At 64.9% G+C, this 23,242-nt stretch carries 22 protein-coding genes; 11 read left to right on the plus strand and 11 right to left on the minus strand.

The annotated features are described in order from the left end of the window. Window positions 1-3 precede the first annotated feature (3 nt). Window positions 4-810 (minus strand): acyl-CoA thioesterase II, encoded by an 807-nt coding sequence (locus tag A5750_RS01180; protein ID WP_067260748.1) that lies wholly within the window; start codon window positions 808-810, stop codon window positions 4-6. Between the two features lie 83 nt (window positions 811-893). On the opposite strand from A5750_RS01180, the gene A5750_RS01185 reads away from it, so the two are divergent. The 4 genes from A5750_RS01185 (at window position 894) to A5750_RS01200 (ending at window position 4,311) form a co-directional block, all read left to right on the plus strand. After that, complete coding sequence (locus tag A5750_RS01185) at window positions 894-1,271, plus strand: DUF1801 domain-containing protein (protein WP_066948732.1); 378 nt, start codon at window positions 894-896, stop codon at window positions 1,269-1,271. A gap of 80 nt (window positions 1,272-1,351) precedes the next feature. Then, the gene (locus tag A5750_RS01190) at window positions 1,352-2,581 is read left to right on the plus strand and encodes an acyl-CoA dehydrogenase family protein (protein WP_066949124.1); all 1,230 of its coding nucleotides are present in this window, start codon (window positions 1,352-1,354) and stop codon (window positions 2,579-2,581) included. A gap of 12 nt (window positions 2,582-2,593) precedes the next feature. Beyond that, entirely contained in the window at window positions 2,594-3,460 is an 867-nt protein-coding gene (locus A5750_RS01195; RefSeq protein WP_067260753.1) for a hypothetical protein, read from the plus strand. A 68-nt stretch (window positions 3,461-3,528) separates the two neighbouring features. Beyond that, on the plus strand, window positions 3,529-4,311 hold the full coding sequence (locus A5750_RS01200; protein WP_066948725.1) for an SDR family oxidoreductase: 783 nt from the start codon (window positions 3,529-3,531) through the stop codon (window positions 4,309-4,311). Here the strand turns inward: A5750_RS01200 and A5750_RS01205 are convergent. The 4 genes from A5750_RS01205 to A5750_RS01220 all read right to left on the minus strand — a co-directional run bounded on the left by A5750_RS01205 (window position 4,304) and on the right by A5750_RS01220 (window position 9,681). Then, entirely contained in the window at window positions 4,304-7,219 is a 2,916-nt protein-coding gene (locus A5750_RS01205; protein WP_066948721.1) for an RND family transporter, read from the minus strand. The genes A5750_RS01200 and A5750_RS01205 overlap by 8 nt on opposite strands. Beyond that, window positions 7,216-7,662: an MmpS family transport accessory protein gene (locus A5750_RS01210; RefSeq protein ID WP_197505326.1), complete on the minus strand. Its 447-nt coding sequence runs from the start codon at window positions 7,660-7,662 to the stop codon at window positions 7,216-7,218. Before A5750_RS01210 ends, A5750_RS01205 begins: the two co-directional genes overlap by 4 nt. 276 nt (window positions 7,663-7,938) lie before the next feature. Continuing rightward, window positions 7,939-8,547, minus strand: a complete 609-nt coding sequence (locus tag A5750_RS01215) for a TetR/AcrR family transcriptional regulator (RefSeq protein ID WP_066948717.1) — start codon at window positions 8,545-8,547, stop codon at window positions 7,939-7,941. A 204-nt stretch (window positions 8,548-8,751) separates the two neighbouring features. Continuing rightward, window positions 8,752-9,681: an alpha/beta hydrolase gene (locus A5750_RS01220; RefSeq protein WP_066948713.1), complete on the minus strand. Its 930-nt coding sequence runs from the start codon at window positions 9,679-9,681 to the stop codon at window positions 8,752-8,754. 140 nt (window positions 9,682-9,821) lie between these two features. Here A5750_RS01220 and A5750_RS01225 point away from each other — a divergent pair, with 140 nt between their 5' ends. Next, window positions 9,822-11,189, plus strand: coding sequence for an aldehyde dehydrogenase (locus tag A5750_RS01225; protein ID WP_369829476.1), 1,368 nt, complete (start codon window positions 9,822-9,824; stop codon window positions 11,187-11,189). Between the two features lie 24 nt (window positions 11,190-11,213). Here A5750_RS01225 and A5750_RS01230 read toward each other — a convergent pair whose 3' ends face one another. The 3 genes from A5750_RS01230 to A5750_RS01240 form a co-directional block, all read right to left on the minus strand. Beyond that, window positions 11,214-12,812 (minus strand): PPE family protein, encoded by a 1,599-nt coding sequence (locus tag A5750_RS01230; protein WP_067260757.1) that lies wholly within the window; start codon window positions 12,810-12,812, stop codon window positions 11,214-11,216. Between the two features lie 925 nt (window positions 12,813-13,737). Further along, window positions 13,738-14,463 carry a YafY family protein gene (locus tag A5750_RS01235; RefSeq protein ID WP_066948706.1) on the minus strand — a complete coding sequence of 242 codons (726 nt, stop codon included), beginning with the start codon at window positions 14,461-14,463 and terminating at the stop codon, window positions 13,738-13,740. Window positions 14,464-14,484: 21 nt separating this feature from the next. Then, window positions 14,485-14,886, minus strand: coding sequence for a nuclear transport factor 2 family protein (locus tag A5750_RS01240; RefSeq protein ID WP_066948702.1), 402 nt, complete (start codon window positions 14,884-14,886; stop codon window positions 14,485-14,487). Window positions 14,887-15,324: 438 nt separating this feature from the next. On the opposite strand from A5750_RS01240, the gene A5750_RS01245 reads away from it, so the two are divergent. Together A5750_RS01245 and A5750_RS01250 are read left to right on the plus strand one after the other, a co-directional pair. After that, window positions 15,325-17,010 carry a GMC family oxidoreductase gene (locus tag A5750_RS01245; protein WP_067260760.1) on the plus strand — a complete coding sequence of 562 codons (1,686 nt, stop codon included), beginning with the start codon at window positions 15,325-15,327 and terminating at the stop codon, window positions 17,008-17,010. Between the two features lie 279 nt (window positions 17,011-17,289). Then, window positions 17,290-18,117: a DUF1906 domain-containing protein gene (locus A5750_RS01250; RefSeq protein ID WP_067260763.1), complete on the plus strand. Its 828-nt coding sequence runs from the start codon at window positions 17,290-17,292 to the stop codon at window positions 18,115-18,117. Between the two features lie 26 nt (window positions 18,118-18,143). Here the strand turns inward: A5750_RS01250 and A5750_RS01255 are convergent, their stop codons facing one another. Then, window positions 18,144-18,755 (minus strand): LGFP repeat-containing protein, encoded by a 612-nt coding sequence (locus A5750_RS01255; RefSeq protein WP_067260766.1) that lies wholly within the window; start codon window positions 18,753-18,755, stop codon window positions 18,144-18,146. Between the two features lie 307 nt (window positions 18,756-19,062). Between A5750_RS01255 and A5750_RS01260 the strand changes: the two genes are divergently transcribed. Further along, window positions 19,063-19,518: a DUF1942 domain-containing protein gene (locus A5750_RS01260; RefSeq protein WP_066948686.1), complete on the plus strand. Its 456-nt coding sequence runs from the start codon at window positions 19,063-19,065 to the stop codon at window positions 19,516-19,518. A gap of 56 nt (window positions 19,519-19,574) precedes the next feature. Here A5750_RS01260 and A5750_RS01265 read toward each other — a convergent pair whose 3' ends face one another. Together A5750_RS01265 and A5750_RS25675 are read right to left on the minus strand one after the other, a co-directional pair. Next, complete coding sequence (locus tag A5750_RS01265) at window positions 19,575-20,510, minus strand: SAM-dependent methyltransferase (RefSeq protein WP_066948683.1); 936 nt, start codon at window positions 20,508-20,510, stop codon at window positions 19,575-19,577. A gap of 265 nt (window positions 20,511-20,775) precedes the next feature. Next, the gene (locus A5750_RS25675; protein ID WP_156659264.1) at window positions 20,776-21,303 is read right to left on the minus strand and encodes a lipoprotein LpqH; all 528 of its coding nucleotides are present in this window, start codon (window positions 21,301-21,303) and stop codon (window positions 20,776-20,778) included. 227 nt (window positions 21,304-21,530) lie between these two features. Here A5750_RS25675 and A5750_RS01275 point away from each other — a divergent pair, with 227 nt between their 5' ends. The 3 genes from A5750_RS01275 (at window position 21,531) to A5750_RS01285 (ending at window position 23,169) form a co-directional block, all read left to right on the plus strand. Continuing rightward, entirely contained in the window at window positions 21,531-21,959 is a 429-nt protein-coding gene (locus tag A5750_RS01275; RefSeq protein WP_082948151.1) for a MarR family winged helix-turn-helix transcriptional regulator, read from the plus strand. 41 nt (window positions 21,960-22,000) lie between these two features. Continuing rightward, complete coding sequence (locus tag A5750_RS01280) at window positions 22,001-22,363, plus strand: nuclear transport factor 2 family protein (protein ID WP_231989084.1); 363 nt, start codon at window positions 22,001-22,003, stop codon at window positions 22,361-22,363. 65 nt (window positions 22,364-22,428) lie between these two features. Then, window positions 22,429-23,169 carry an SDR family NAD(P)-dependent oxidoreductase gene (locus A5750_RS01285; RefSeq protein ID WP_066948672.1) on the plus strand — a complete coding sequence of 247 codons (741 nt, stop codon included), beginning with the start codon at window positions 22,429-22,431 and terminating at the stop codon, window positions 23,167-23,169. The last annotated feature ends 73 nt before the right edge of the window (window positions 23,170-23,242 follow it).

The raw sequence follows: 23,242 nt of genomic DNA on the forward strand, positions 1-23,242 counted from the left end.
CTCTCAGCCTTTGAAGTAGACGACCTGATGGGTGGTGACCAGCAGGGCGCCATCTCGCGTCCACACCTGTGCGCTCTGGTCGAAGTAGCCGCGGGTGAAGCGATTGGCGTGCGCGGTGCACAGGACGAAGTCGTTGCCCACCCGGTCGAGTTCGTCCTGATCGGCGAGGAAGTACGCCGTCAACGAGATGGTTCCCGAGGGGACGAAGCCGCCGCGTCGCAGGAACACCCGCGGGTAGAAGGTGTCCGACAGCGCGGCCAGCACGGTGTAGTCGACCGGGCGTCGCGCGGCGTCGCGCACCCACAAGGTGGTCGTCGACGAGGGGCTCGGCTGCCCGTCTTTGCCCGGCATGGGGCCTTCGGCGAAGCGCATGTCGTAGAGGCTGGTCCAGCGAACGAGGCCCGGATCGGTAGCGGGCAGCTGCTCGGGGGTCGGCGCGTTTGGTGGGCGGCTTTCGGTATCGGCCCAACCGTCGCGGCGGACGGCGAACAGCGCCGTCGCCGTGGTCTTGACGTCTCCGTCCTGACTGAGTTCGACGATCCAGTGCTGGTTGGTGCGGTTGGTGCGTGCCGCCCGCAGCGAGATGTCGAAGTCGCCGTCGGCGATGGGCGCGGCGTAGTTGACCGTCAACGCCAGCGGCTCGCCGATCCGGTCGGGGTGCGATTCGACGGCGCGCAGCATGACCGCGGCCGTGATTCCACCGAAGGGTCCCACCATGTTGGCCCATTCCGGATGGGTCCGGCCGCGCCTGGTGTGGGCGTCGACGGTCTCCAGCCGGATGGCGTCGTCGAAGGGATGTGTATCGGTCATGCTGAGTACTGCAGACTACGGGTCTTCGACCCCGGCGTCGGACACGGGGCGGTCGAGAGACAACATCGGAAAGGTGAGCCAGGATGGGCAACTCCCAGGACAAATCTCCCGCTGAGCTGATCGACGCCAGGATCAAGGAGTTAGGGGATTGGCGCGGCGAGATGCTGGCCCGCATCAGGGAACTCATCAAGGACGCCGACCCGAATGTGGTCGAGGACTGGAAGTGGCGCGGTGTTCCGGTCTGGTATCACGACGGAATGATCTGTACGGGCGAGACCTACAAGAACGTCGTGAAGATGACCTTCGCCAAGGGCGCCTCGCTGAAGGATCCGTCGGGTCTGTTCAACTCCAGTCTCGATGGCAACACCAGGCGCGCGATCGACTTCCACGAGGGCGACAAGGTCGACGAAGAGGCATTGAAGGCGCTGATCCGCTCCGCGGTGGAGCTGAACCGGGCGTAGGGCGCCAACCTGTACAGCCGCGGGAGCGGTGCTGTACAGTCGCCCAGCACAAAGTCGACGCTCGAATGGGAGGCCATCCGGTGACGCCCGAGTCGGTCGAAGACTTCCGGAGCCGGGCCAGGGTGTGGCTGGCCGACACCCTCCCGCGGCTGGATTCCGGCGACGCGATGGTCCTGCAGCGCGACGAGCTGTCCTCTTGGCAGCGCGCCCGCGAACTGCAGAAGAAGCTGTACGACGGCGGATTCGCCGGCATCTGCTTCCCGCGCGAGTACGGCGGCCTCGGCCTGGGCTACGAGTACAAGAAGGCGTTCGACGCGGAGGCCCTGGCCTACGAGACGCCGCTCATGCTCAACGTTCCGTCCTTCGCCATCTGCTGCGCGACGATCCTCGACATGGGCAGCGAGGAGCAGAAGCGCACACACATCGCGGCCGCGCTGCGCGGCGACGAAGTGCTGGTGCAGCTGCTGTCGGAACCCAGCGGGGGATCGGACCTTGCGGGCGTCCTCACCCGCGCCGAACGCCGGGGCGGGCGGTGGATCCTCAACGGCGCCAAGACGTGGAGCACGTGGGCGTTCGCCGCCGACTACGGTTTGTGCCTGGCCCGGACCGACTGGAGCGTGCCGAAGCACGAAGGACTGACGATGTTCCTGGTACCGCTCCGGCATCCCGGTGTCACTATCAACCGCATCAAGCAGGTGAACGGCTCGGTCGAATTCTGCGAGGAGTTCTTCGACGACGTCGACCTCGGTGACGACGCCGTGGTGGGGGAGCCGGGGAAGGGATGGGACGTCGCGTCGCGCCAGCTCTACCACGAGCGTCGAACCATGGGTGACGGGTCGGAGTACACCAGCGGACCGGGAATCGCTGAGGCTCAAGACATTTCGGTTGACCTGCTGTCCCTGGTCGAAAAGACGAACCGGGCCGGCGGCGAACGAGTCCGCGAGCTGGTGGGTAGGGCCCTGGTCCATCGGGCCGTGCACGGACAACTCAGCGAGCACGTCTTCCACGCGGTGGCCAAGGGATCCCTGCCGCCCGCCGCGGGATCGATCATCCGGTTGTCCATGGCCGAGGTGCACGACGTCGAAAACGACACCGCGTTGGCCGTCGCCGGGCCGGCGGCCGTGGTCGACGACGAGGCGGGGTTGCTCGACATCGGCACCCGCTACCTGGGCCGTCAGATCGCCAGCATCGGCGGCGGGACCACGGAGATGGCGCGCAACGTGATCGGCGAGCGGGTGCTGAGCTTCCCCCGCGAGTACGCCGCCGACCGCGGCGTGCCGTTCAACCAGGTGCGACACGGAAAAGCCTGAGGGAGCGGGGAATTGAGCGACCGACTTCGCGACATCCGAGAGCTAGCGGGAGACTCCGAGGCCTACCGGGACGAACTGTACCGGCGCTGGACCGGTCTGCTCAGTTACCGCTACATCGGCCGCAAACACTCCTCGATGGACCTCGGGGAGATCGACGACACCGTCACCATCCGCCGCGACATGCGCAACGAGGCCGGGGGCATCATGGTGGCGCCATTGGCCATTTCCTCCCCGGAGGGCTGCCAGACCGACATGGTCGCGGTGCCCAATCCGGTCATCGCGTCGGTGCAGATCGTCGACCCGGGCTATGACGTCAGCCGGGTCGAGATCGTCGACTCCGGCGTCGTGCACCAGGGCCGCACCATGGGCTACGGGCGGTGCAAGATCGTCGACGCCGACAACCCGGATCGGGTGATCGCCTTCAACGAGGGGCAGGGGGCGATCATCGGCATCCCGCCGGAAGGTCTGGACCGGATGGATGTTTCGGGCACGGAGCTGGTGGTCGAGGACTCGCCGGACCTGCCGCCGCTGTGGCAGGCCTTCGGCGCCAGCAGGCGTGGCGACGGCCACTGGGTGCTGCCCGAGCTCAGTACCGAACTCGCTTCTCCGGACGCCGCGCTGCACATCGGACCGCAACACGTCGTGCTCGAAACAGCGGCGATCGATCTGGCCGCCGACGTCGCCGGGACCCGGAAGCTCCAAGTGGTCAGCTGGCACGTCATGTTCATGTCGCGCGGCAAGGTGGGTCCGTTCCGCGTCGAGGGCACCGCGCACCCGGGTGGGCCGGGACGCGTCGGCGTGCGCATGCTGCTGCACGACGAGGGCAACGCGGACAAGGCCGTCACCTCCGCCGCTGCGATCTTCGACATCGTCGGCTGACTCAACCCTGGTCATACATCTGCCCACATCTGTATGGTGCTAAAGACTCACACGACAGGAGAATTGCGGTGGCAGAACGGTTGGCCGGGAAGGTCGCGCTTATCAGCGGGGGCGCGCGGGGGATGGGCGCCTCGCACGTGCGGACGCTGGTGGCCGAGGGGGCCAAGGTGGTGTTCGGGGACATCCTCGATGACGAGGGCAAGGCCGTCGCTGCCGAGGTCGGAGACGCCGCCCGCTACCTGCACCTGGACGTGACGAAGCCCGAGGATTGGGACGCCGCGGTGGCCACCGTCCTCAGTGAATTCGGCGGCATCGACATCCTCGTGAACAACGCCGGCATCATCAACATCGGCACCTTCGAGGACTACGCGCTCTCGGAATGGCAGCGGATCCTCGACATCAACCTGACGGGCGTGTTCCTGGGTATCCGCGCCGTGGTGAAGCCGATGAAGGAAGCCGGGAGGGGATCGATCATCAACATCTCCTCCATCGAGGGAATCGCCGGCACCATCGCCTGCCACGGGTACACCGCCACCAAATTCGCCGTCCGGGGCCTGACCAAGTCGGCGGCACTAGAGCTCGGGCCCAGCGGGATCCGGGTGAACTCGATCCACCCTGGGCTCATCAAAACCCCGATGACAGAGTGGGTTCCCGAGGACATCTTCCAGACCGCGCTGGGACGCATCGCCGAGCCCAAGGAAGTCTCCAACCTCGTCGTCTACCTGGCCAGCGACGAGTCGAGCTATTCGACCGGCTCGGAGTTCGTCGTCGACGGCGGCACCACCGCCGGCCTGGGCCACAAGGACTTCTCCGCGGTCGACACCGCCGGGCAGCCGGACTGGGTTACCTAGCCGGAGCGAGTGATTCGGTCTCCTCGGGCGCCTTCTCGTCACTCGGCTTGGGCCAGGGCGACGGAACCGGGCGTTGCCGCACACGTTGGGGCCACCAGAACCACTTGCCCAGCAGCGCGGCGATCGATGGCGTCATCAACGACCGGACGATCAGGGTGTCGAACAGCAGACCCAATCCGATGGTGGTACCGACCTGGCCGATGACCGTCAGCTCGCTGACCGCCATTGTCATCATCGTGAAGGCGAACACCAGGCCCGCCGACGTGACGACCGAGCCGGTGCCCCCCATCGACCGGATGATCCCGGTGTTCAGGCCGGCGTGGATCTCCTCCTTGAACCGCGCTACCAGAAGCAGGTTGTAGTCGGCGCCCACGGCGAGCAGGATGATGACCGACATCGCGAGCACCATCCAGTGCAGCTCGATGCCGATGAGATGCTGCCAGATCAACACCGACAGGCCGAACGACGCGCCCAGCGAGAGCAAGACGGTTCCCACGATGACCGCTGATGCCACCACGCCCCGCGTGATGAGCAGCATGATGATGAAAATCAAGCACAGCGAAGAGATCCCGGCGATCAACAGGTCATAGGTGTTGCCGTCGCTGAGGTCTTTGTAGATCGACGCGGTGCCCGCCAGATAGATTTTGGAACCCTCCAGCGGCGTGCCCTTGAGCGATTCGTAGGCGGCCTTCTTGATGGCGCCGATGTGCGAAATGCCTTCGGCCGACATCGGATCGCCGTCATGGCTGATGATGAAACGCACGGCATGGCCGTCGGGGGAGATGAAGTTCTTCATCCCCTTCTTGAACTCGGCGTTGTTGAAGGTCTCCGGCGGCAAGTAGAACGAGTCGTCGTTCTTCGACGCATCGAACGCCTTGCCCATTGCATTGGAGTTCTTCTGCGCCTCGTTCTGCTGATCCTGCAGACCCTTCTGCGTCGCATACATGGTCAGCATCGTCGTTTTCATGGCCTTCATGTTCTCGATCATCGACGGCATCAGCGCCACCATCTGGGGCATCAGTGTGTCGAGATGATCCATGATCGGCAGCAGGCTCTCGATGTCGTCGGTCATGATGTCGATGCCGTCGAGGCCGTCGAAGACGGACCGCAACGACCAGCACACCGGGATGTCGTAGCAGTGCCGTTCCCAGTAGAGGTAGCTGCGGATGGGGCGGAAGAAGTCCTCGAAATCGGCCATGTGCTGGCGTAATTCGTTGATGTCGATGGTCATGTCGTGCATCTTCTTGACCATCTGGTGCATGTCGTTGGCCATCTGCGCAGTGATGCTCGACATCTTTTCCATGCTGTCGATGGTCGTCTGCATCATGTCGGCCTGATGCAGCATGTCGGCCATCTGGTCTTCCTGATACTTCTGGTTCATCTGCTGGGTGACGCCTTGCATGCTGATCTGGAACGGGATCGAGGTGTGCTCGATCGGCGTGCCCTGGGGCCGGGTGATTGCTTGCACGCGACCGATTCCCGGCACCCGGAAGACCGTCTTGGCAATCTTGTCGATGACCAGGAAGTCCGCGGAGTTGCGCAGGTCATGGTCGGCTTCGATCATCAGCACTTCGGGATTCATCCGCGCCTGGGAGAAGTGCCGGTCCGCGGCCGCGTAACCCTCGTTGGCGGGGAGGTCGGCGGGCAGATAGTTGCGGTCGTTGTAATTGGTGCGGTAGCCGGGCAGGGTCAGCAATCCGACGAGGGCGATCCCGATCGTCAAAACCAGGATCGGGGCGGGCCAGCGGACCACGAGCGCGCCGACCTTGCGCCACCCGCGAATCCGTTGGGTGCGCTTGGGTTCGAGCGTCTTGCGGAAACGCGTCGCCACCGAAATCACCGCGGGACCGAGCGTCAACGCGGCCGCCACGACCACCACCATGCCGATGGCCAACGGGATGCCCAGCGTCTGGAAGTAGGGCAGGTTGGTGAAGTGCAGGCAGAAGGTGGCGCCGGCGATGGTCAGGCCTGACCCGAGCACCACATGTGCGGTGCCCTTGTACATGGTGTAATACGCGTCTTCGCGTGATTCACCCACGGCGCGGGCTTCCTGATATCGGCCGATCAAGAAGATCGCATAGTCGGTGGCGGCCGCGATCGCCAACGTGACCAACAGGTTGGTGGCGAACGTCGAAAGCCCAATGATCTTGTAATAGCCCAGGAAAGCGACCATCCCACGGGCGGCCGAGAGTTCGAAGACCACCATCAACAACGTGAGTAGCACGGTGACGACCGAGCGATAGACCAACAGCAGCATCCCGATGATGACCGTGAAGGTGGCCGCGGTGATGAGCTGCAGGCTGCGGTCGCCGGCGGTGTGCTGATCCGCCGATAGAGCGGCGGGCCCGGTGACGTAGGCCTTTACCCCTTTTGGCGGGGTCAAGCTCTTGACGATGTTTTGCACCGACTCGACGGATTCGTTGGCCAGGGCTTCGCCCTGGTTACCGGCCAGATACACCTGGACGTAGGCGGCCTTGCCGTCGTTGCTCTGCGCGCCCGCCCCGGTCAGTGGATCGCTCCACATATCCTGAACGTGCTCAACGTGTTTGGTGTCGGCGTCGAGCTTCTTGACCATCTGGTCGTAGTAGGCGTGGGCGTCGGCGCCGAGGGGATTTTGGCCCTCGAGCACGATCATGACCGAGCTGTTGGACTTGTACTCGTTGAAGATCGCGCCCATCCGCTTGGTCGCGACGACCGACTGCGCATCGTCGGGAGTCATCTCCACCGAGCGCATCTTCCCGACCTCGTCCAACTGGGGGACGACGACGTTGAGCACCGCGATGAGCGCGATCCAGCCGAGGATGATGGGCACGGCGAAGGTTCGGATGATCCGCGGAATCTTGTCCCGCACCGGTTCTTGGGCGACGGGGATGGTGTCGGTGCGGGCGTCGTCGACGTGTGCGCTCATGCGGATTTCACCAAGCAGAAGGTCAGGGCGTGCACGCGGTCGGTCAGGTTCTCGGCCTTGACTTCGTCGTCGATGGTGATGCGACAACCGAGGGAATCACCGTCGCTTTGCGCCGAGAGGTTCGGGAAGACGGAGGGGGCGGTCGTGCTGAGCACTAGCGTCCAGGGCAAGGTCGCATTGTCGACCCGCTTCGGGTCAGAGGACAGGTCCAAGTAATTCACGTTGGCGGTGCGGGCCGAGCCGAAGACCTCGTACTTGACGACCTTTGGCTTGAACGGCTTGGAGTCATCCAGCCGCGGGCTCGTCATGACGCCCGTGTCGTGGGCTCCGAAGAATGACTTGACCCGGGCCACGGCGAAGCCGCCGACCACCAGGACCGCGACGATCAGCATCGGCAACCACGCGTTGCGCACAACCTTCACCTCAGGTGGTTCCTTCCCCATCAGGCCGCCGTCCTCGGTCAGCGTCAGTGTGACCTGTACACCAACGCATGGGCGGGGAAGCGCCACGACTTACGTTGCACCGCAATGGTTCTCGCTGATCACTATGATGCGTGCGCGCTCGATCGCCCGAAGTTGGGACGGTAGCCCAAGCGCACCAGCGGCCGCCCCCGGTACCGACACCTACTTCATGAAGCGTCTTCGGATACCGCCTGATGAGCATAGTACATAATGTGCATACCTTGCACGCCATGCAATAATTGCGCGCGGTGTTTCAAATCACTTTGTAAAGATGCTGTTGACCAGCGCAGCGGCCCGCTCGACATAGGGCATCGGCGTGTCGTCCGCGGCGCCGGCTTCCCCGCTTGACCAGCGCTCGATTCCCGAACGCACGGCCGTCAACGCCAGCGCGGCGATCAACGCGACTATCTCGTCGTCGGCTCGCATGCCTTGGCGGCGCGCTACAACATCGGTCAGGTGATTCTGGAACCGCTCCAAGTCGGCGAGGAATGCCGCCAGTACCGCCGGGGAAGTTTTGGCGAGTTCCAGCATGCCGGCCGCTTGTTCGCGTTTCGGGGGCACGTCGCGGAGATGGTGCGCCGCCAGCGTGATCAACTCTTCCAACACCACCGAATAGGGGGCGGGCCCGGCCGCGACGAAATCGGCTACCAGCTCCGGAGGTATGTCCGAAGGGCCGTACGCGATCGCGGACTCTTTGTTCGGGAAGTAGTTGAAGAAGGTGCGCGTCGACACCCCCGCATCGGCGCAGATCTCATCGATGGTCACCTTGTCGAATCCGCGTTCCAGTGCGAGGCGCACCGCGGCGTCGCGAATGTCAGCGCTCGTCTGGCGCCGACGACGCTCCCGCAGACCCACCGGGTTGGACATAGCACCTATAGTTGCACGTTCTGCACAATTTGCAGTCAAAAGGCGGCGGATTCGGGTCGCGCGGACCTCCGGCGAGTGGCCGGCGTCGTTCCCGGCTTGGGCTCGCCTAACGGGCCAGCCAATCGTGTGCCCGTCATCAGTCTGCTAAAACACGCTGCCGCACAAGGGGATCGATCGATGCAGGGGAGTTGTCGCCAGCCGCCTCTAGGCGCGGGGCGTGACGAGGGCGTCCCGAAGGTGATCGCATTGACTGGCGAAGAAGTTCACCGACACCGGCGCCTTGTCCGCGATCTGGTCGAATGCGTGAAAGGCTCCAAGGGCGATCTCCTCGTGCACGGGAACACCCGCCTCGCGCAGGCGCCGGGCGTATTGCAGGCACTCCTCATAGAAGAGGTCCAACGTCCCGACCCCGATCCAGGCCGGCGGCAGGCCGGACAAATCGTCCCGACGGGCGGGGGCCGCTTCTTTGGGGTCGGCACCGTTGAGGTACCAGCGCCACGCCAACTGGTTGTCGCTCGCCGTCCACATAATGCGCCGCTGGCCGTCCCGTTCGGTGCCGGTCCGATCGTCCAGCATCGGATACACCAACATCTGAAAAGCCAGTTTGACGTCGGTGCGGTCGTGAGCCCACTGCGCCAGCGCCGCTGCGAAGTGTCCACCGGCGCTGGCCCCGCCGACGGCGATTCGCTCCGGGTCCACCCACGGTTGGCGCGCGAGCCACAGCAGTGCCGCGTAACAGTCTTCAATCGGGGTCGGATAAGGGTGCTCGGGCGCCAAGCGGTGTTCCACGGCCGCGATCGCGACACCCGTGCGGTGGGACAGCTTGCGAAGGTATTTGTCGTCCTGGGCGGCGTGACCCATGATGGTGCCGCCGCCGTGCACCCAAAGCAGTGCCGGTCCGCGGTGGGGAAAGTTGGTCGGACGATGCAGGCGAACGGTGACGTGCTCGTCGACCGTGGCGACCGGTACGTCCCGCAGCCGCCCCGTGCTGCTGAAGAGGTTCATGATCGTCCGCTGGACCTTGAGACCGCGGTGCAGGGCGTATCCGCGAGGCAGAAATCGGGCCACCTTGCGCAGGCCGGGATTCACCACGTGTCGTGAAGCGAAGTCATTGTCGGCGGGTCCGCTTGCCATCGATGCCTCTGCTCTCTCACGCCGCCGACACGCCGAACATACAGGAACGCCGTTGTGTCCACGGGGCATCTTCAGTTCTGTCAGCTGGCGACGCTCGGGGGCTCCCGATTGGTCGGGCCGGGGACAGGGTATTCGCTGGCGTGGCCTCGACCCTTACCAAAATCATCAGTGTTCTGGATCCCCGGACCGGCGACACCGTCACGCAGGTGCCGATCACCGAGCCGGCCGACTGCGACGACGCCGTCGCACGCGCCGCGGCTGCGGCCAACGGGTGGGCGCGCACCCCGCCGGGCGAAAGGGCGGCCGCGATAGCGGCGGCCGCGGGCGACGTCCGCACTGCCGCGGACGAACTCGCCGAATTGAACGAGCGGGAAACCGGCAAGTTGCGCGGCGACGCGCGCAGCGGCGTGGATGCCGGAATCGACACGCTGCTGCAGTACGCCCAATTGGGGCCGCTCCACCGCGGCCACGCTCTGCAGGGCGGATGGTCCGCGACCGACCTGATGGTTCCCCAACCGCGCGGCGTGGTCGCGGTGATCATGCGGTGGAACGATCCCGTCGCCGTCGCTGCCGGGCTGCTGGGCGCGGCCCTCGTGACGGGAAACACCGTGGTACACAAGGCCAGCGAGCGCTGCCCACAGACCGGCCGACGGTTCGCCGAATTGCTGGCCGCCCGCCTGCCCGATGGCGTGCTCGAGATCGTGGACGGCGACGAGACCGTCGGGGAGCGCTTGGCGGCTGCGGAGCTGGTCGACGTCGTCGCGCACGTGGGCAGCAGCGCAACCGGCCGAGAGATCGCGCGCGCGTGTGCCGAACGCGGTGCCAAGGCACTGCTGGAGAATGGCGGAAACGACGCGTTGATCGTCGACGCCGACGTGGACCCGGCCTGGGCGGCCGGCCAGACCGCACTGGGCGCCTTCGCCAACGCCGGACAGAGCTGCGTCTCGGTAGAGCGGGTCTATGTCGTGCAATCGATCGCCGACGCTTTCCTCAATGCACTGATCGACGAGGCGATCTCGTGGGCCGACCGCATCGGACCGCTGGTCGACGAGCGTCATCGTGAACATGTGCACGCGCACGTCGAAGACGCGACCCGGGCCGGGGCACACGTCCTGGTCGGCGGCGAGCCGCAGCCCGGGACGGGCTCGTTCTATCCACCCACGGTGTTGAGTGACTGCTCTCCCGAGATGCTGATCATGCGCGAGGAAACGTTCGGTCCGGTCGCGCCGGTGCGGGTGGTGCCGGACTTCGCAGCGGCGCTGACCGAAGCCGCCGACGATCGCTACGGCCTGGCGGCCACGGTACTCACCGGGAGCATGGCGCATGCCCAGGAGGCGTGGCGCAGCCTTCCTGTCGGCACGGTGAAGATCAACTCCGTCTTCGGCGGTGCGCCCGGCGGAACCGCCGAGCCCCGCCGTGCCAGCGGCACGGGCTTCGGCTTCGGGCCCGAACTGCTCGACGAGATGACAGCCATGAAGGTGGTGCACTGGTCGGCGCCCGGCGACTGATTGCAAAGCGTCACGAGGTCACGTTCAGGCCGGGTCGGCCTCCCAGCCACCGGGAAGCATCGGGACGGTTGATTCGCCGCCGAAGCCGTCGCCGGCCAGCCTGGTCAATCCCGCGGCGCGCGGCGCTGCGGGATTGACGAAGCCGAGCGGTCCCGCGCCCTGGCCGGAGGCCATCGCTGGCGGATCGCTTGAGGCGCTGAATTCGGCTTCCAGGTCGAGGAATTCGTAGCGGTAACCCCTGTGTGTGCGGCGGGGTGCCCGTCGCCGACGGCCCCTGGCTTGTTGCTCTTGTGCCGCCGCCCCCGCCGCGGTCGCCGCGGCCGCGGCCGCAGCTGCGGTCCGCTTGCGAGATTGGCCGGCAACCTTGGACTCCGACCCGGCGCCGAGACCACCCACCAGATACGGGGACACGAAATTCTGTGCGGCCACGGCACTTTCCGGTCCCACCGGCGTTGGCGGCGGGCCGGGCGGCGCGCCCGGCGCGGCCGCAGCGACTGGCGCAGGCGCCGACACCGCCGACGCGTGAAACGGCGTGGCGTTGATGGTCGGTGCGGCGGCGAGCGCGGGTAGCGGCGGCGTTTGGGTGAGCGGAATTGCCGTCGCGGGCAATGGGATCGGAACGGCGCCAGGGGCAGGAGCCGCTCCTGGCAGTCCCGCCAGCCCCGCCAAGCCGCCTGCGGCTCCGGCGGGAACCGCCAACATCGGCGTAACCAGTCCGAGGGTGTAGACCGGATTGCTCAGGAAGAAGCTGAGCAACCCCACCTGATTGAACAGGAGAAGGTTGATGAATACGAGCGTTCGGTGAATGACGAATTGCAGAGCGAGCATCACGATCGTCTCGAACAGCTGCGCGGGATCGTGGGCATACATCGGGATCAGGGTCTCCACGCGCGAGAGGAACATCGACAGACTCGGGTGCATCGACCAGCCCTGCGGCGAAAAGGGGTTGAAGGGAAAGAGCGCTTGCAGCCACTCCTGGAGATTTTGGGGGAGTGAGGTTCCCATGATGTAGGGATTTCCGCCGCCCATCCCCGAGCTGCCGCTCATTCCAGAACCGGCATCCATGCTCCCCGTGCCCATGTCCGCCGCCATGATTCGCGGCGCCCCCGTATTGGGTGGGGCCCCGGCGACCGCGGAGATCGAGACGGCCTGGTAGGTGCTCATCGTTGTGGCGGCCTGTACCCACATTCGCGAGTAATCCGCCTCGTTCAGCGCTATCGGAATTGCGTTGATTCCAAAGAAGTTCGTCGCCACCAATACCGAGTGCGTGGCGTGGTTCGCCGCCAGCTCGCCCAGCGTCGGCATCGCGGCCAACGCCGTCGTGTATGCCGTCGCGGCGCCCTCTTGCCGCGCGCCCATCCCGGCGCTGAATGCGCTGGACTGAATCAGCCAGCCGAGGTACGGCGCGTGGGCGGCCACATAGTTCGCGGCGCTTGGTCCTTCCCACGCGCCGGCCTCAACCTCGCCAAGGAGTGAACTGAGTTCGCCGGCGACCGCGGCGTACTCGGTGCTCAGTGAGTGCCATGCGCTCGCCGAGACCAGCAGCGGTCCGGGACCCGGCCCGCTGGACAACAACATCGAATGGACCTCCGGCGGGAAAGCCATCCAGATCGGCCCTGTCATCGGAGGTTGGTCTGTTCGGGCCGTCGCAGCCGAGCCACGTCATGGTTAGAAATGAGCGCGGACCCTCTTGGTGGGCGGATCACGGGGTTGATCCTAAGATCGCCCGACTACGCATATAAGGATATATAGCTGTGATATTCCTGTATCTACGGTTCTATCGTAGCGATTTGACCGTGCCCCTAGATTCGCGCTACGGATACGGGTTGCTCCCGAATGGGGAGGCCAAGCAACGCGTAGTGCGGCCGGCGGTCGCGGGGGCGCGCGGCTCGATGGCGACATGATGCATTCGTGTCGCCAATACCGTTGGGGTGGAACACAATTCGTCACAGTGACGAATTGTGGCTTTGCACGCGGAAGTGGCGGAAGTGGGAGTGGGTCCCACCATGCGGCCAAAGCTGGATGGTGCTTTGCTTGGGGCGTCGGTCTGGCCCGGCAATTGGTCGCGTCATCAACCGGGGGCCAGGGCGCGGAAGGTGCACCAGGGTTGTCGTGGGGTGCCTGGCCGCCCGGCGACCGAGGCGCGTAGTTGCCGTTCATTTCTACGGCGTGGCCCCGTCGTGATGATCGGGAGTCGAGCTTGCGTGGCGCGATGGTGACTGATCATCCATATCACCAATACCGCTGGGGCGGTGAGTAATTCGTCACAGTGACGAATTGAGGTCATGCACGCGGACGAACGGATCGGGGGGCGTCGCGGGCCGCTAGCCGCCCGATTCGGGTGCGTGGCCCACCGTGGGAGCTCAATCGTCGTTTGTCCGGGCAAGCCGAGTTCATGATCTTCGCGGGCATTGCCGCACTGGTGGTGACGGGGGCGCGAGCACGGCAGCTTGTCTCGGTGGCCTCGTCCGAGCGTTGTCGAGTGCCCTCCATGCGATGGCCTGGTCGCCGTTGTGCCGATAAGCGACATTATGTCAACTTGGGCGCTTCACGATGGACCCGCGGTTGTCGGCTCGGGGCGTCCTCCGAGTCGCCGAGTGCGCCACCGCGACAGATCCGCATTCAGCACCGCAGGATCGCGTTCGGGAAACATCTCTCCGGTGATTTCCAGGTGCCGGATGCGGTCGAGGTGAAATCCGCGGATGCCTTCGCGCAGCCGACACCATCCCACGAACATCCACGAATCACCTCCGCGCAGCAGACCCATCGCCTCCACGTCACGGGTGGTGTGGGTCTCGCCGTCCTCGGAGGTGTAGTCCAACCGCACGACTCGGCGCGCGGCGATCGCCTCGGGAATCAGCGAGATCGCCGCTTCGGACGGCGGCTGGGCGTCGATGACGAACATCGACGCCAACGCCTCATCGACTGGCGCGAGCTGATCCTCGCGGCTGATCGCGAGGACCTTCGCCCGCGCGCGACGCGCCGCCGCACCGTAAGGCGATGTCTCCAAGAGCCCAAGCCCCGCGAGCACCGCCAGCGACTCCGGCACCGTGAGATTCAGCGGCGGCAAGGAGTGATCCCGCAGGATCGAATACCCGCCCAACACCCCGTGGTCGGCGTAGATCGGGACCCCCGCGAGCTGAAGCGATTGGATGTCCCGCTCGATCGTGCGTTTCGACACCTCGAACTCCTCCGAGAGCCGAGCGGCCGACAACGGTCGGCGCGATCCCCGCAGCAGATCGACCAGCGCGTACAACCGCTCGGCTCTCCTCACGAATGTCAGTCTCCCCCGGTCTCAGGTGAACGAGCGCGTCCCGCCCACCGACCACACCTCGCGGATCAACCCATCCTCGGTGAAGTCGAAGACATCGACCCCGCCCGCAGCAACCTGCCCGTCCTGTACGTTCCACAGCATCCGCCCGTGCGCGCCGTCCACGGCCCGCGCGAACTCGATGAACACCACATCCGGATGCCGCTCGCGATACACCTCCAGGAACCGAACGAAACTCTCCGCGCCCAGCACGTCGTCGCCCGGGTTCGACCCATCCGTCTCGGAGTTCAGGAAATGAATCCGGAAATCCTCACTACAGATCCGACGCGCGATCTCACCGTCGGTGTTCCACATCTCCAACCACACCGCGAGCGCCGCATCCGCTGCAGCCGTGTTCGTCTCCATTAGGTTCTCGTTCTTGTTCATGACACCAGCGTCAGGCACCGCCGCGACAACGGTATGTCGGTGTTTGTGTGCCAAGTCGAGGGGAACGACACACGCTGAGAGCCCGCCGCGCCGGCGGATCGGGACGACGGGTGTGCGACTACGTGATTCCGGTCAGGTCGTAGCGGGGCATCGCGGGCTCCTTACCGGCACAGCTCCCTGCTCATTCGCGCAAGCGAGCGTTTCGCACTAGGAGTAATACGGCGGAATCGAATATGGCGGGTTACCAGTAAGCGACCTGGCCCCACCTCTCGCGGGTGGAGTTTGCCCGTAAAAGATTCCGTTTTGATTTGTGCCACAACAATTGTCAGACACCGAAGTCAACGCGTAGCTCTCAAGGCCAATCATTCCTCGACGAGATGTGGTGGTCATCGCGCACACTAGGACTCGCATCCGACGCTATGGAGGACCGATACCGGAATGAGCCCGATCGCCGAATTCGATTTCATCATCGTGGGAGCAGGCAGCGCAGGCTGCCTGCTCGCCAATCGGCTCAGCGCCAACCCTGATCGCCGTGTCCTCCTGATCGAGGCCGGCGGCACCGACGACTGGTTCTGGATCAAGGTGCCGGTCGGTTATCTGTACACAATCGCCAACCCCCGCACCGACTGGTGCTTCACGACTGAGCCCGACCCCGGCCTGGCCGGCCGCAGCATTCACTACGCGCGCGGCCGAGTGATCGGCGGCTGCTCGTCGATCAACGCCATGATCCACATGCGCGGCCAGGCTAGCGACTACAACCTGTGGGCGCAGGCCACCGGAGACGAGCGATGGCGTTGGGGTGGCCCGGACAGGCCAGGCGAGACGCTGGCGATCTACAAAAAATTGGAGGACTACTTCGGCGGAGCCGACGACTGCCACGGCGCCGGTGGCGAGATCCCTGTCGAGCGGCCACGCGTGCGCTGGAAAATCCTGGACGCCTGGCAGGCCGCAGCTGCCGAGATGGGCATCCTCCCGATCGATGAATTCAACCGGGGCGTCAACGCCGGCTCTGCGTACTTTCACGTCAACCAACGGCGTGGCCGTCGCTGGTCGATGGCCGATGCCTTCCTGCATCCCATCGCCCACCGGCCGAACCTCACCGTCTACACGCAGACCCAGGCCTTGCGGCTCCTGATGGACGACCAGGTCCCGGACGATCAGCGTCGCGGGGCCTGGACGACGGCCCAGCACCGCGTCACCGGCCTGCGGCTTCTCAGAGGCGGCCAAATCATCGACGTCCGAGCCCGCCACGAGGTGATCCTCAGCGCTGGGGCTATTGGCTCGCCGCATCTAATGCAGGTCTCGGGTCTGGGTCCGGCCGGCCTGCTTGCCCAACATCAAGTACCGGTGGCCGTCGATCTGCCAGGAGTAGGCGAAAACCTGCAAGACCACCTGCAGATTCGAACGATCTACCGGATCCGGGGCGCCCCGACCGTCAACACGCTGTACCGGAACTGGATTAGCCGCGCAGGCATGGGACTTCAGTACCTACTACTGCGATCGGGGCCCATGACGATGCCCCCTTCCACACTCGGGGCTTTTGCCAAGAGCGACCCCGCGCTGGAAGCCGCCGATCTGGAGTGGCACGTGCAGCCCTTGTCGTTGCCGAAGTTCGGCGAACCCCTGCACCCCTTCGGAGCGATTACTCCTTCGGTCTGCAATCTCCGACCCAGCTCGCGAGGCCATGTGCGCATGGCCAGTGCAGATCCCCTGACCTACCCGAAGATCTTCTGCAATTACCTGTCGACTGACGCCGATCGCCAAGTCGCCGTGCGGGGCCTCCGGATGACCCGGCAGATCATGGCGGCGCCGGCTCTGGCCCGCTACCGCCCGCAGGAGTTGTTACCCGGCCCGCAACTGGTGAGCGATGAAGAGCTGCAGAGGGCGGCCGGTGAACTCGGCACGACTATCTTCCATCCGGTGGGTACCTGCGCGATGGGAGCCTTTGACGCCCGCGGGCGGCCGCGTTCGGCCGCCACGGTGCTCGACACCGACTGCCGCGTGTACCGCGTCGGCGGACTTCGGGTGGTCGATGCGTCGAATATGCCCACCATCATTTCCGGCAACACCAACGCGCCGGTCATGCTCATCGCAGAGCGCGCAGCGCGGGCGATTGTGGGATAAGTCGGTTAACAGCGGGATATCGATCTGGTGCCCCGGCAGCGGGGAAGCCCAAGCCGCTCCCCCGCTCGCGCGCAACTGCTTGAGGAGAAATGCGGCGGGACCGAATATGGAGGGCTATCAGTAAATCTCGCTGTTTTCGTCAGATGGATCGCGCGATCTTCGTTTTGCACCCGAAGTCATAGCCGAACGGTCACCGTTCGGTATCCGTTTGGGAATGCAACCGCGTTTCGGCTAGCGCAGGTCTATCGGTGACAACAGTCACATCGTTAACATCGCGCGATGCACAGTTTGCCCCCGCCGGCCCGCGATGTGCGACTGCGAACGGTTTCTCGGCGCGACGCGCTGCGCTACGCAACAGCGTTGGCCGGTTTGGGTGCCGCGACAGTCGCCTGCCGCATGCCTACGGCGGCCGCCGCCGCTCCTCCCCAACTGATCGACTTCGCCGCGCGCCAGATTCCTGCGCAGGAGATTCGAGCTGCCGGCTATAGCGGGGTGGTCAACTACGTATCGGAGTCGCGTCCTGGCACATCGTTTGGCGCCAAGCCGATCACTCGGCCCTATGCCGACTCATTGAAAGCCGCAGGCCTGGTGATCGTCAGTAACTACCAATACGGCAAACCAGGTGGGTCGACACCGTCGGACTTCACGCGGGGCTACGCCGGCGGCATCGCGGACGCGCGCACCGCCTGGCAGCTACACACCGCCGCAGGCGGCAGCCAGGGTGCACCAATTTTCTTCACCATCGACGAAGACATCAATCGCGACACCTGGAATCGCACTGCGCTGCAATGGTTTCGCGGAATCAACTCGGTTCTAGGGGTTCAACGCACGGGGATCTACGGAGGCGTCAGGACGTGCCAATGGGCCGCGGCCGATGGCGTTGTCGGGTCCTCGAGCACACCTGGCCGCCGCTGGGTCTGGCAAACTCGAGCCTGGTCCGGCAATCAGGTCCACCCCGCCGCTGTCCTCTACCAGCGCGTCGTGAGCACCGCGTCCAATCCCGGGCCGAAGGTCGGCGGACTCGAAGTCGACGTCAACGATGTCCTGGCCCCCGATTGCGGCCAGTGGAACCTCCATGCGAGCCATCCAGGTGGCGATGTGCGGTAGTGGCAAGGTCGCTGCCCGCGATTCGGCTACAGCCCGGTTGGCACGACCTTGTCGTTGACCGTCACCGCGACAAGGCCGGTCTTCGTGTTGTACTCGATCTTGCCGTGCTCGAACGTCTCCACGAGCAGATCGCCGGCGGCGTTCGCGTCGCTGGTGGCTAAGCCCAGCGGACCTGCCGAACCGTTGGTGCCGGTGACCGCAGGCGCGCCGTCCGGGTCGCGTGGGACATTCCACGCCTCCCGGATCTTGCCCAGCGTGATGTATGCGGGCGTGCCGGCCCCGGCGTTCTTGGCGGTGATCACGCCGCCCTGGAACTGCTGGAACACCACCCCGCTCTCCCGGGTGCCGGCATTGCGGTCACCCGTCAATGGCTTGCCGAGAGCCTGCCTCTGACTCTCGGTCGCCGACGAGTACTTGGCAGCGATCGGGCCGGTCAGGGTCACCTCGACGTCGCGCTCCCCGATGAGCTTCACCTCGGTGGGTGGCGCTGGGGCTTTAGACGTTGCGGTGGCGGCGTTCACCCCGACCCGAGGCGGTGCCGACGCTACGACGCCCTTGCCATGGCTGCAGCCCACAGTGATCAGCGCGACGGCGGCCAGGCCGACGACTGCCGCGTGGCGGTATGCGATCGTTCTCATGGGCTTCCTTCCGCGTCTTCCTGTGGTGTGGGTCAAATGCGGTTGACCTCCTCGCCCGCCCGGGACTGAACCGAACCAAATGAGGGGCGCAGGCGGTCGCGATCTTCGTAGCTCCGGACGAACTTACAACGCGGCCATCGACGGCGAGTCGGAGCACCTCAATAAGGATCACCGGTGCTCGATGAAATCCACCATGGGCTTCTGGGAGCGTGCTAGCAAACATCAGGTTTGAAATTCCGAGCTTTGGATAGACCTCGTGAATCAGTGCCGCTCTTCGAGAGCCGGCACCTCACGAAGGGAGCCCGACGTGGCGTTCTCACACATTGCATCGAAAACGGCGGCGGCAACAGCTGTTTTGGCCGCGGCCGGACTGTTCGCGGCGACACCGGCATTGGCCGATCCCCAAGTGCTGCAATTCGGCCAGATGGCAGAGCTTTCCAGTATGGGCGGCACCATCGACTACACCGTGATCGACCTGCTGCCCAGCGGCCACAACGACGGCATCTGGTACTCCGATGTCACCGCCAAGGGTGTGAGTGGTAACGCCACTCCGAACATTGCCGACTTCAACGCTCGGGCCGTCAACAGCTCTACGTACGCGGTGATGAAGGGCAACCAGACCGATGGCCTTCCTGAGGGGCCGCTCCCCCTCGGCAGCCCTGTTACGGGGCGTATCTACTTCGACGTTCGCAACGGTACAAACCCCGACAGCGTCGTCTACCGGGACGCCGGAGGCACGGACAAGGTCGTCTGGAAGAGCTAGCAACAGTTGCCGCGACCTTTCCGAGCGTGCAAGCGTGACGGAACCCCCGGTGACGGCTAACGGTCTGTGTTCAGCGTTGACGTGTAGTAGGTGACGCCGTTCATCGTCTGTCGATCATCGTCGGCCTGCGCGATGGCCCCGAACCCGTGGCGAGCGAGCAACTCGGCCATCGGCGTTGCGACCGACGTCCAGCCGCGCGCATCCAGGTACGGCCCGACGGCGTGGCGCTCGCCTTCGAACTCGATCACGTCGAAGTCGAGTTCGAAGCCGTGGTCGCGCCACTTGGCCGTCGCCTCGCGCATGCGTTCGCGCGCTGCGTTGGGTTCCATATCGGCGGTATTCGGCACAGCCTCACTCCCGAGTCGGCTGCCTGGAGCACTCAGCGCAGTGACCGTATCGAGCAGCAGATCCTGGGCCTTGGGCGTCAGATAACCGAATAGGCCTTCGGCGATCCACACCGTGGGCTTCCGGGTGTCCAAACCCGCCGTCGTCAGTGCCGTCGACCAGTCGTCGCGCAGGTCAATGGCGACCGTGCGTAAGTCAACTTTTGGTTCGGCACCGAGCTTGGCCAGCGTAGTGGTTTTGAACTCGATGACGGCCGGTTGATCGATCTCGAACACCGTGATCCCCGGGGGCCAGTCCAGTCGGTAGGCGCGCGCGTCGAGGCCCGAGGCGAGTATTACGGCTTGGCGGATGCCCGCTCCTGCGGCATTGGCACACAACTCGTCGAAGTACCGCGTGCGGGCCGCAATCGATGCGGGCATCTGCGCCAGGCCCCACGAGCTGCCCTCGGCGTCGAGGTCCGAGGCGACGAGCTCGCCGGTAGCCCAGCGGGTCAGAAAGCTCACACCGACGGCGCGCACCAGCGGCTCGGCGAAAGGATCGTCGATGATCCCATCCCTGGTGGCGACGGCTCTCGCCGCCGCCGCCATCGTGGCCGTGGTTCCCACTCTGGTGGCCGGACCCCAGGCGTCGTCGTTGGGTAGTGTCATGGTGAACCTCCGAAAGTCGCCTGGACACAGTACAACCCGTGTCCGGGCGCTCCCCCACCGCCAAGCCGAATGAGACCGGACAACTGACGCGCTTCTCGATCACTCCCTGAATCCGACATTGTGCCCGCGACATCATGGTGGTGCCACATGGTTAGCGGTTCGCCAGATCTGCTGGACGGCGGCCGGCCTTGGCGCACAGTCGATCCCGGTGCGGTCATCGGCCCGTCACAGCCGGATGGGGCCGGTAATGCGCATGGCGGAATGTTCAATGCGGGCAGGTTGCCCTAAACGTGAAATCACTGATCTTGGTGTAGTCGTGAAGCTGTTTGATCTTGCCAGTGACCGCGTAATGGTCACGGTCCTGCGTCAGCGCCGGGGCCGGCACTCCTCCGGTCGACGTCGGTTCCCAGAAGTAGGCGATACCATCGGCGCTGAAGTCCAGGGTTTCGAGTTTGCCGCCCGCTGCGTCGACGATGACACTGTCGCCGGACTGCGTTTTGGCCGTGACCAGCACCGCGCCGCCCATGCGGCGGCATTGGACCTCGTGCAGCGGGAAAACTCTGTCGGCCAACGTCAATGAGTCGCTTTTTGCCGCCGCGGCATCGGTGGATGTGGTTGTTGAGTTGACCGTTTCGTCAGCATGAAATGACGGCCGGTGGCTGCAGGCCGTAGTCGGTGCGCTAACGATCAGGAGTATGGCCGCAATCGCAGCTCCGCTGGCGGACGTTGAACTGGGCAATACTTGAGAGCTGCCTTTGCAAAAGTTATTCGCAATTGAACTGCGCACCGACATTCCGGAACAACCGGCAGCATAACGGATACACCGGCCGTCAAGGCCTCGGACTCCGCAGTTATTGCGGACCAATGGTGGGCGGATGCACCTGGGACAGCTTCGCCGATCACCCGCGCTGAGCCCGTTGCGCCGTCATACTGATCAACGTGACTCCAAGAAAAGTGCGTGGCATATCACCAAAGCGGCAGTGGCTAACCCCGAGGCAACAGCGCGCCTGGGTGGCCTACATGCGCGTGCAGCTACGGATGAACTACGAGATGAACCGCCAGCTGCAGGCCGAATCCGGGTTGTCGCTGGCCGACTACGACGTTCTCGTCGCACTCAGCGGTGACCGCGAGGAGGCCATGCGCGTCAGCGATCTCGCAGCGCGGATCGGATGGGAACGCAGCAGGTTGTCACATCAATTGCGGCGCATGGAGGAACGCGGCCTCACCGAACGGCGGCCCAGCGCCGAGGACGGCCGCACCAGCCATGTCGTACTTACCCAGAATGGGTGGCACGCCCTCGTCGATGCCGCTCCCGGTCATGTCAACCTGGTACGCAGCCTGTTCTTTGATCCCCTGCCTGAGAACCTGCTGGCACCGCTGACCGCCGCGTTGGAGCACATTCACGTCAACCTCGATCACAATAGCTCGCTGCCACCGGCAACAAGGTAGTGCTATTTTAGGTGATACATCACTAAACTCTGGAGTGTCACGTGAGCGATGTCATCACCCGGCTGATGGAAGCCAACCTCCTGGCCGTGTTCAATGAGCGCGACCCGCGGCGGCGCACAGAGGCGATCGCGACAACCTACGCGGACAACGTGCAATGGATCGACGATGAAGGTGTAGTAACCGGCCGCGACGACCTCAATGCCAAAGCGGCCGGGCTGCAGGAAAAGCTGCGGGGCCTGCATTTCGTCAAGGCCGGTACGGTCCGCCAGACCCGTGGACTCGGTTTTTTGGCGTGGGAGCTACACACCGCTGACGGTAACACCGTGGCATCGGGCTTCGACGTGGCCGAAATATCCGGCGAACGGATCAATCGACTGTGGACGGTATTGAACTCGCCGGAATAGGTGATGTATCCCGTAGGTTGTAGTCGGGTAGCGGATCAACAACACGACAAGAACGGGGCCCGACCATGGGACAGCTCGACGGCAAGACAGCACTGGTCACTGGCGGATCCTCGGGCATCGGTCTGGCTACGGCCAAGCGCCTCGCTGACGAAGGCGCTTATGTTTTCATCACCGGTCGCGACCGCGCCCGCCTCGACGGGGCAGCCGCCTCGATCGGCGCCCATGCGGTGCAGAGCGATGTCAGTAAGCCAGACGAACTCGACAGCCTGGCCGCCGAAATCTCAGCCCACGGCAAGGGCCTTGACGTTGTCTTCGCCAATGCCGGTGGCGGCGATTTCGCCGCCTTGGCCGATGTGACCCCCGAGCACTACCGGAACAACTTCGACCGCAACGTCGCCGGCACGGTGTTCACCGTGCAGAAGACACTGCCTTTGCTCAACGAGGGCGCATCGATCGTCCTCGCCGGATCTACCGCGGCCTCCAAGGGCGAACCCGCGTTCGGTCTCTATGCGGCATCCAAAGCGGCCATCCGGTCCCTCGGCCGCACGTGGGCGGCGGAACTGGCCGACCGCAAGATCCGGGTCAACACCGTCGTGCCCGGCCCTGTCGAAACACCCGGACTCACCGGCCTGGCGCCGGCTGACCAGCAGCAGAACCTGCTCGATGGCATGGCCGCTCAGCTGCCAATGAAGCGGCTGGGACGCCCCGAGGAGATCGCAGCGGCGGTGCTGTTCTTGGCCTCGGATCAGAGCAGCTTCCTCACCGGTGCGGAGCTCACTGTGGACGGCGGACAGATCCAGGTCTGATGTAGCCTCCCCGCGACGTGCTCGATGCACCACGCGGGGCGACTCTGGCCCGGGGGTAGCGAATGGGGCTCCA

Origin of the sequence: Mycobacterium sp. 852002-51613_SCH5001154 (assembly GCF_001667425.1) — a bacterium.
GTDB lineage: Bacteria > Actinomycetota > Actinomycetes > Mycobacteriales > Mycobacteriaceae > Mycobacterium.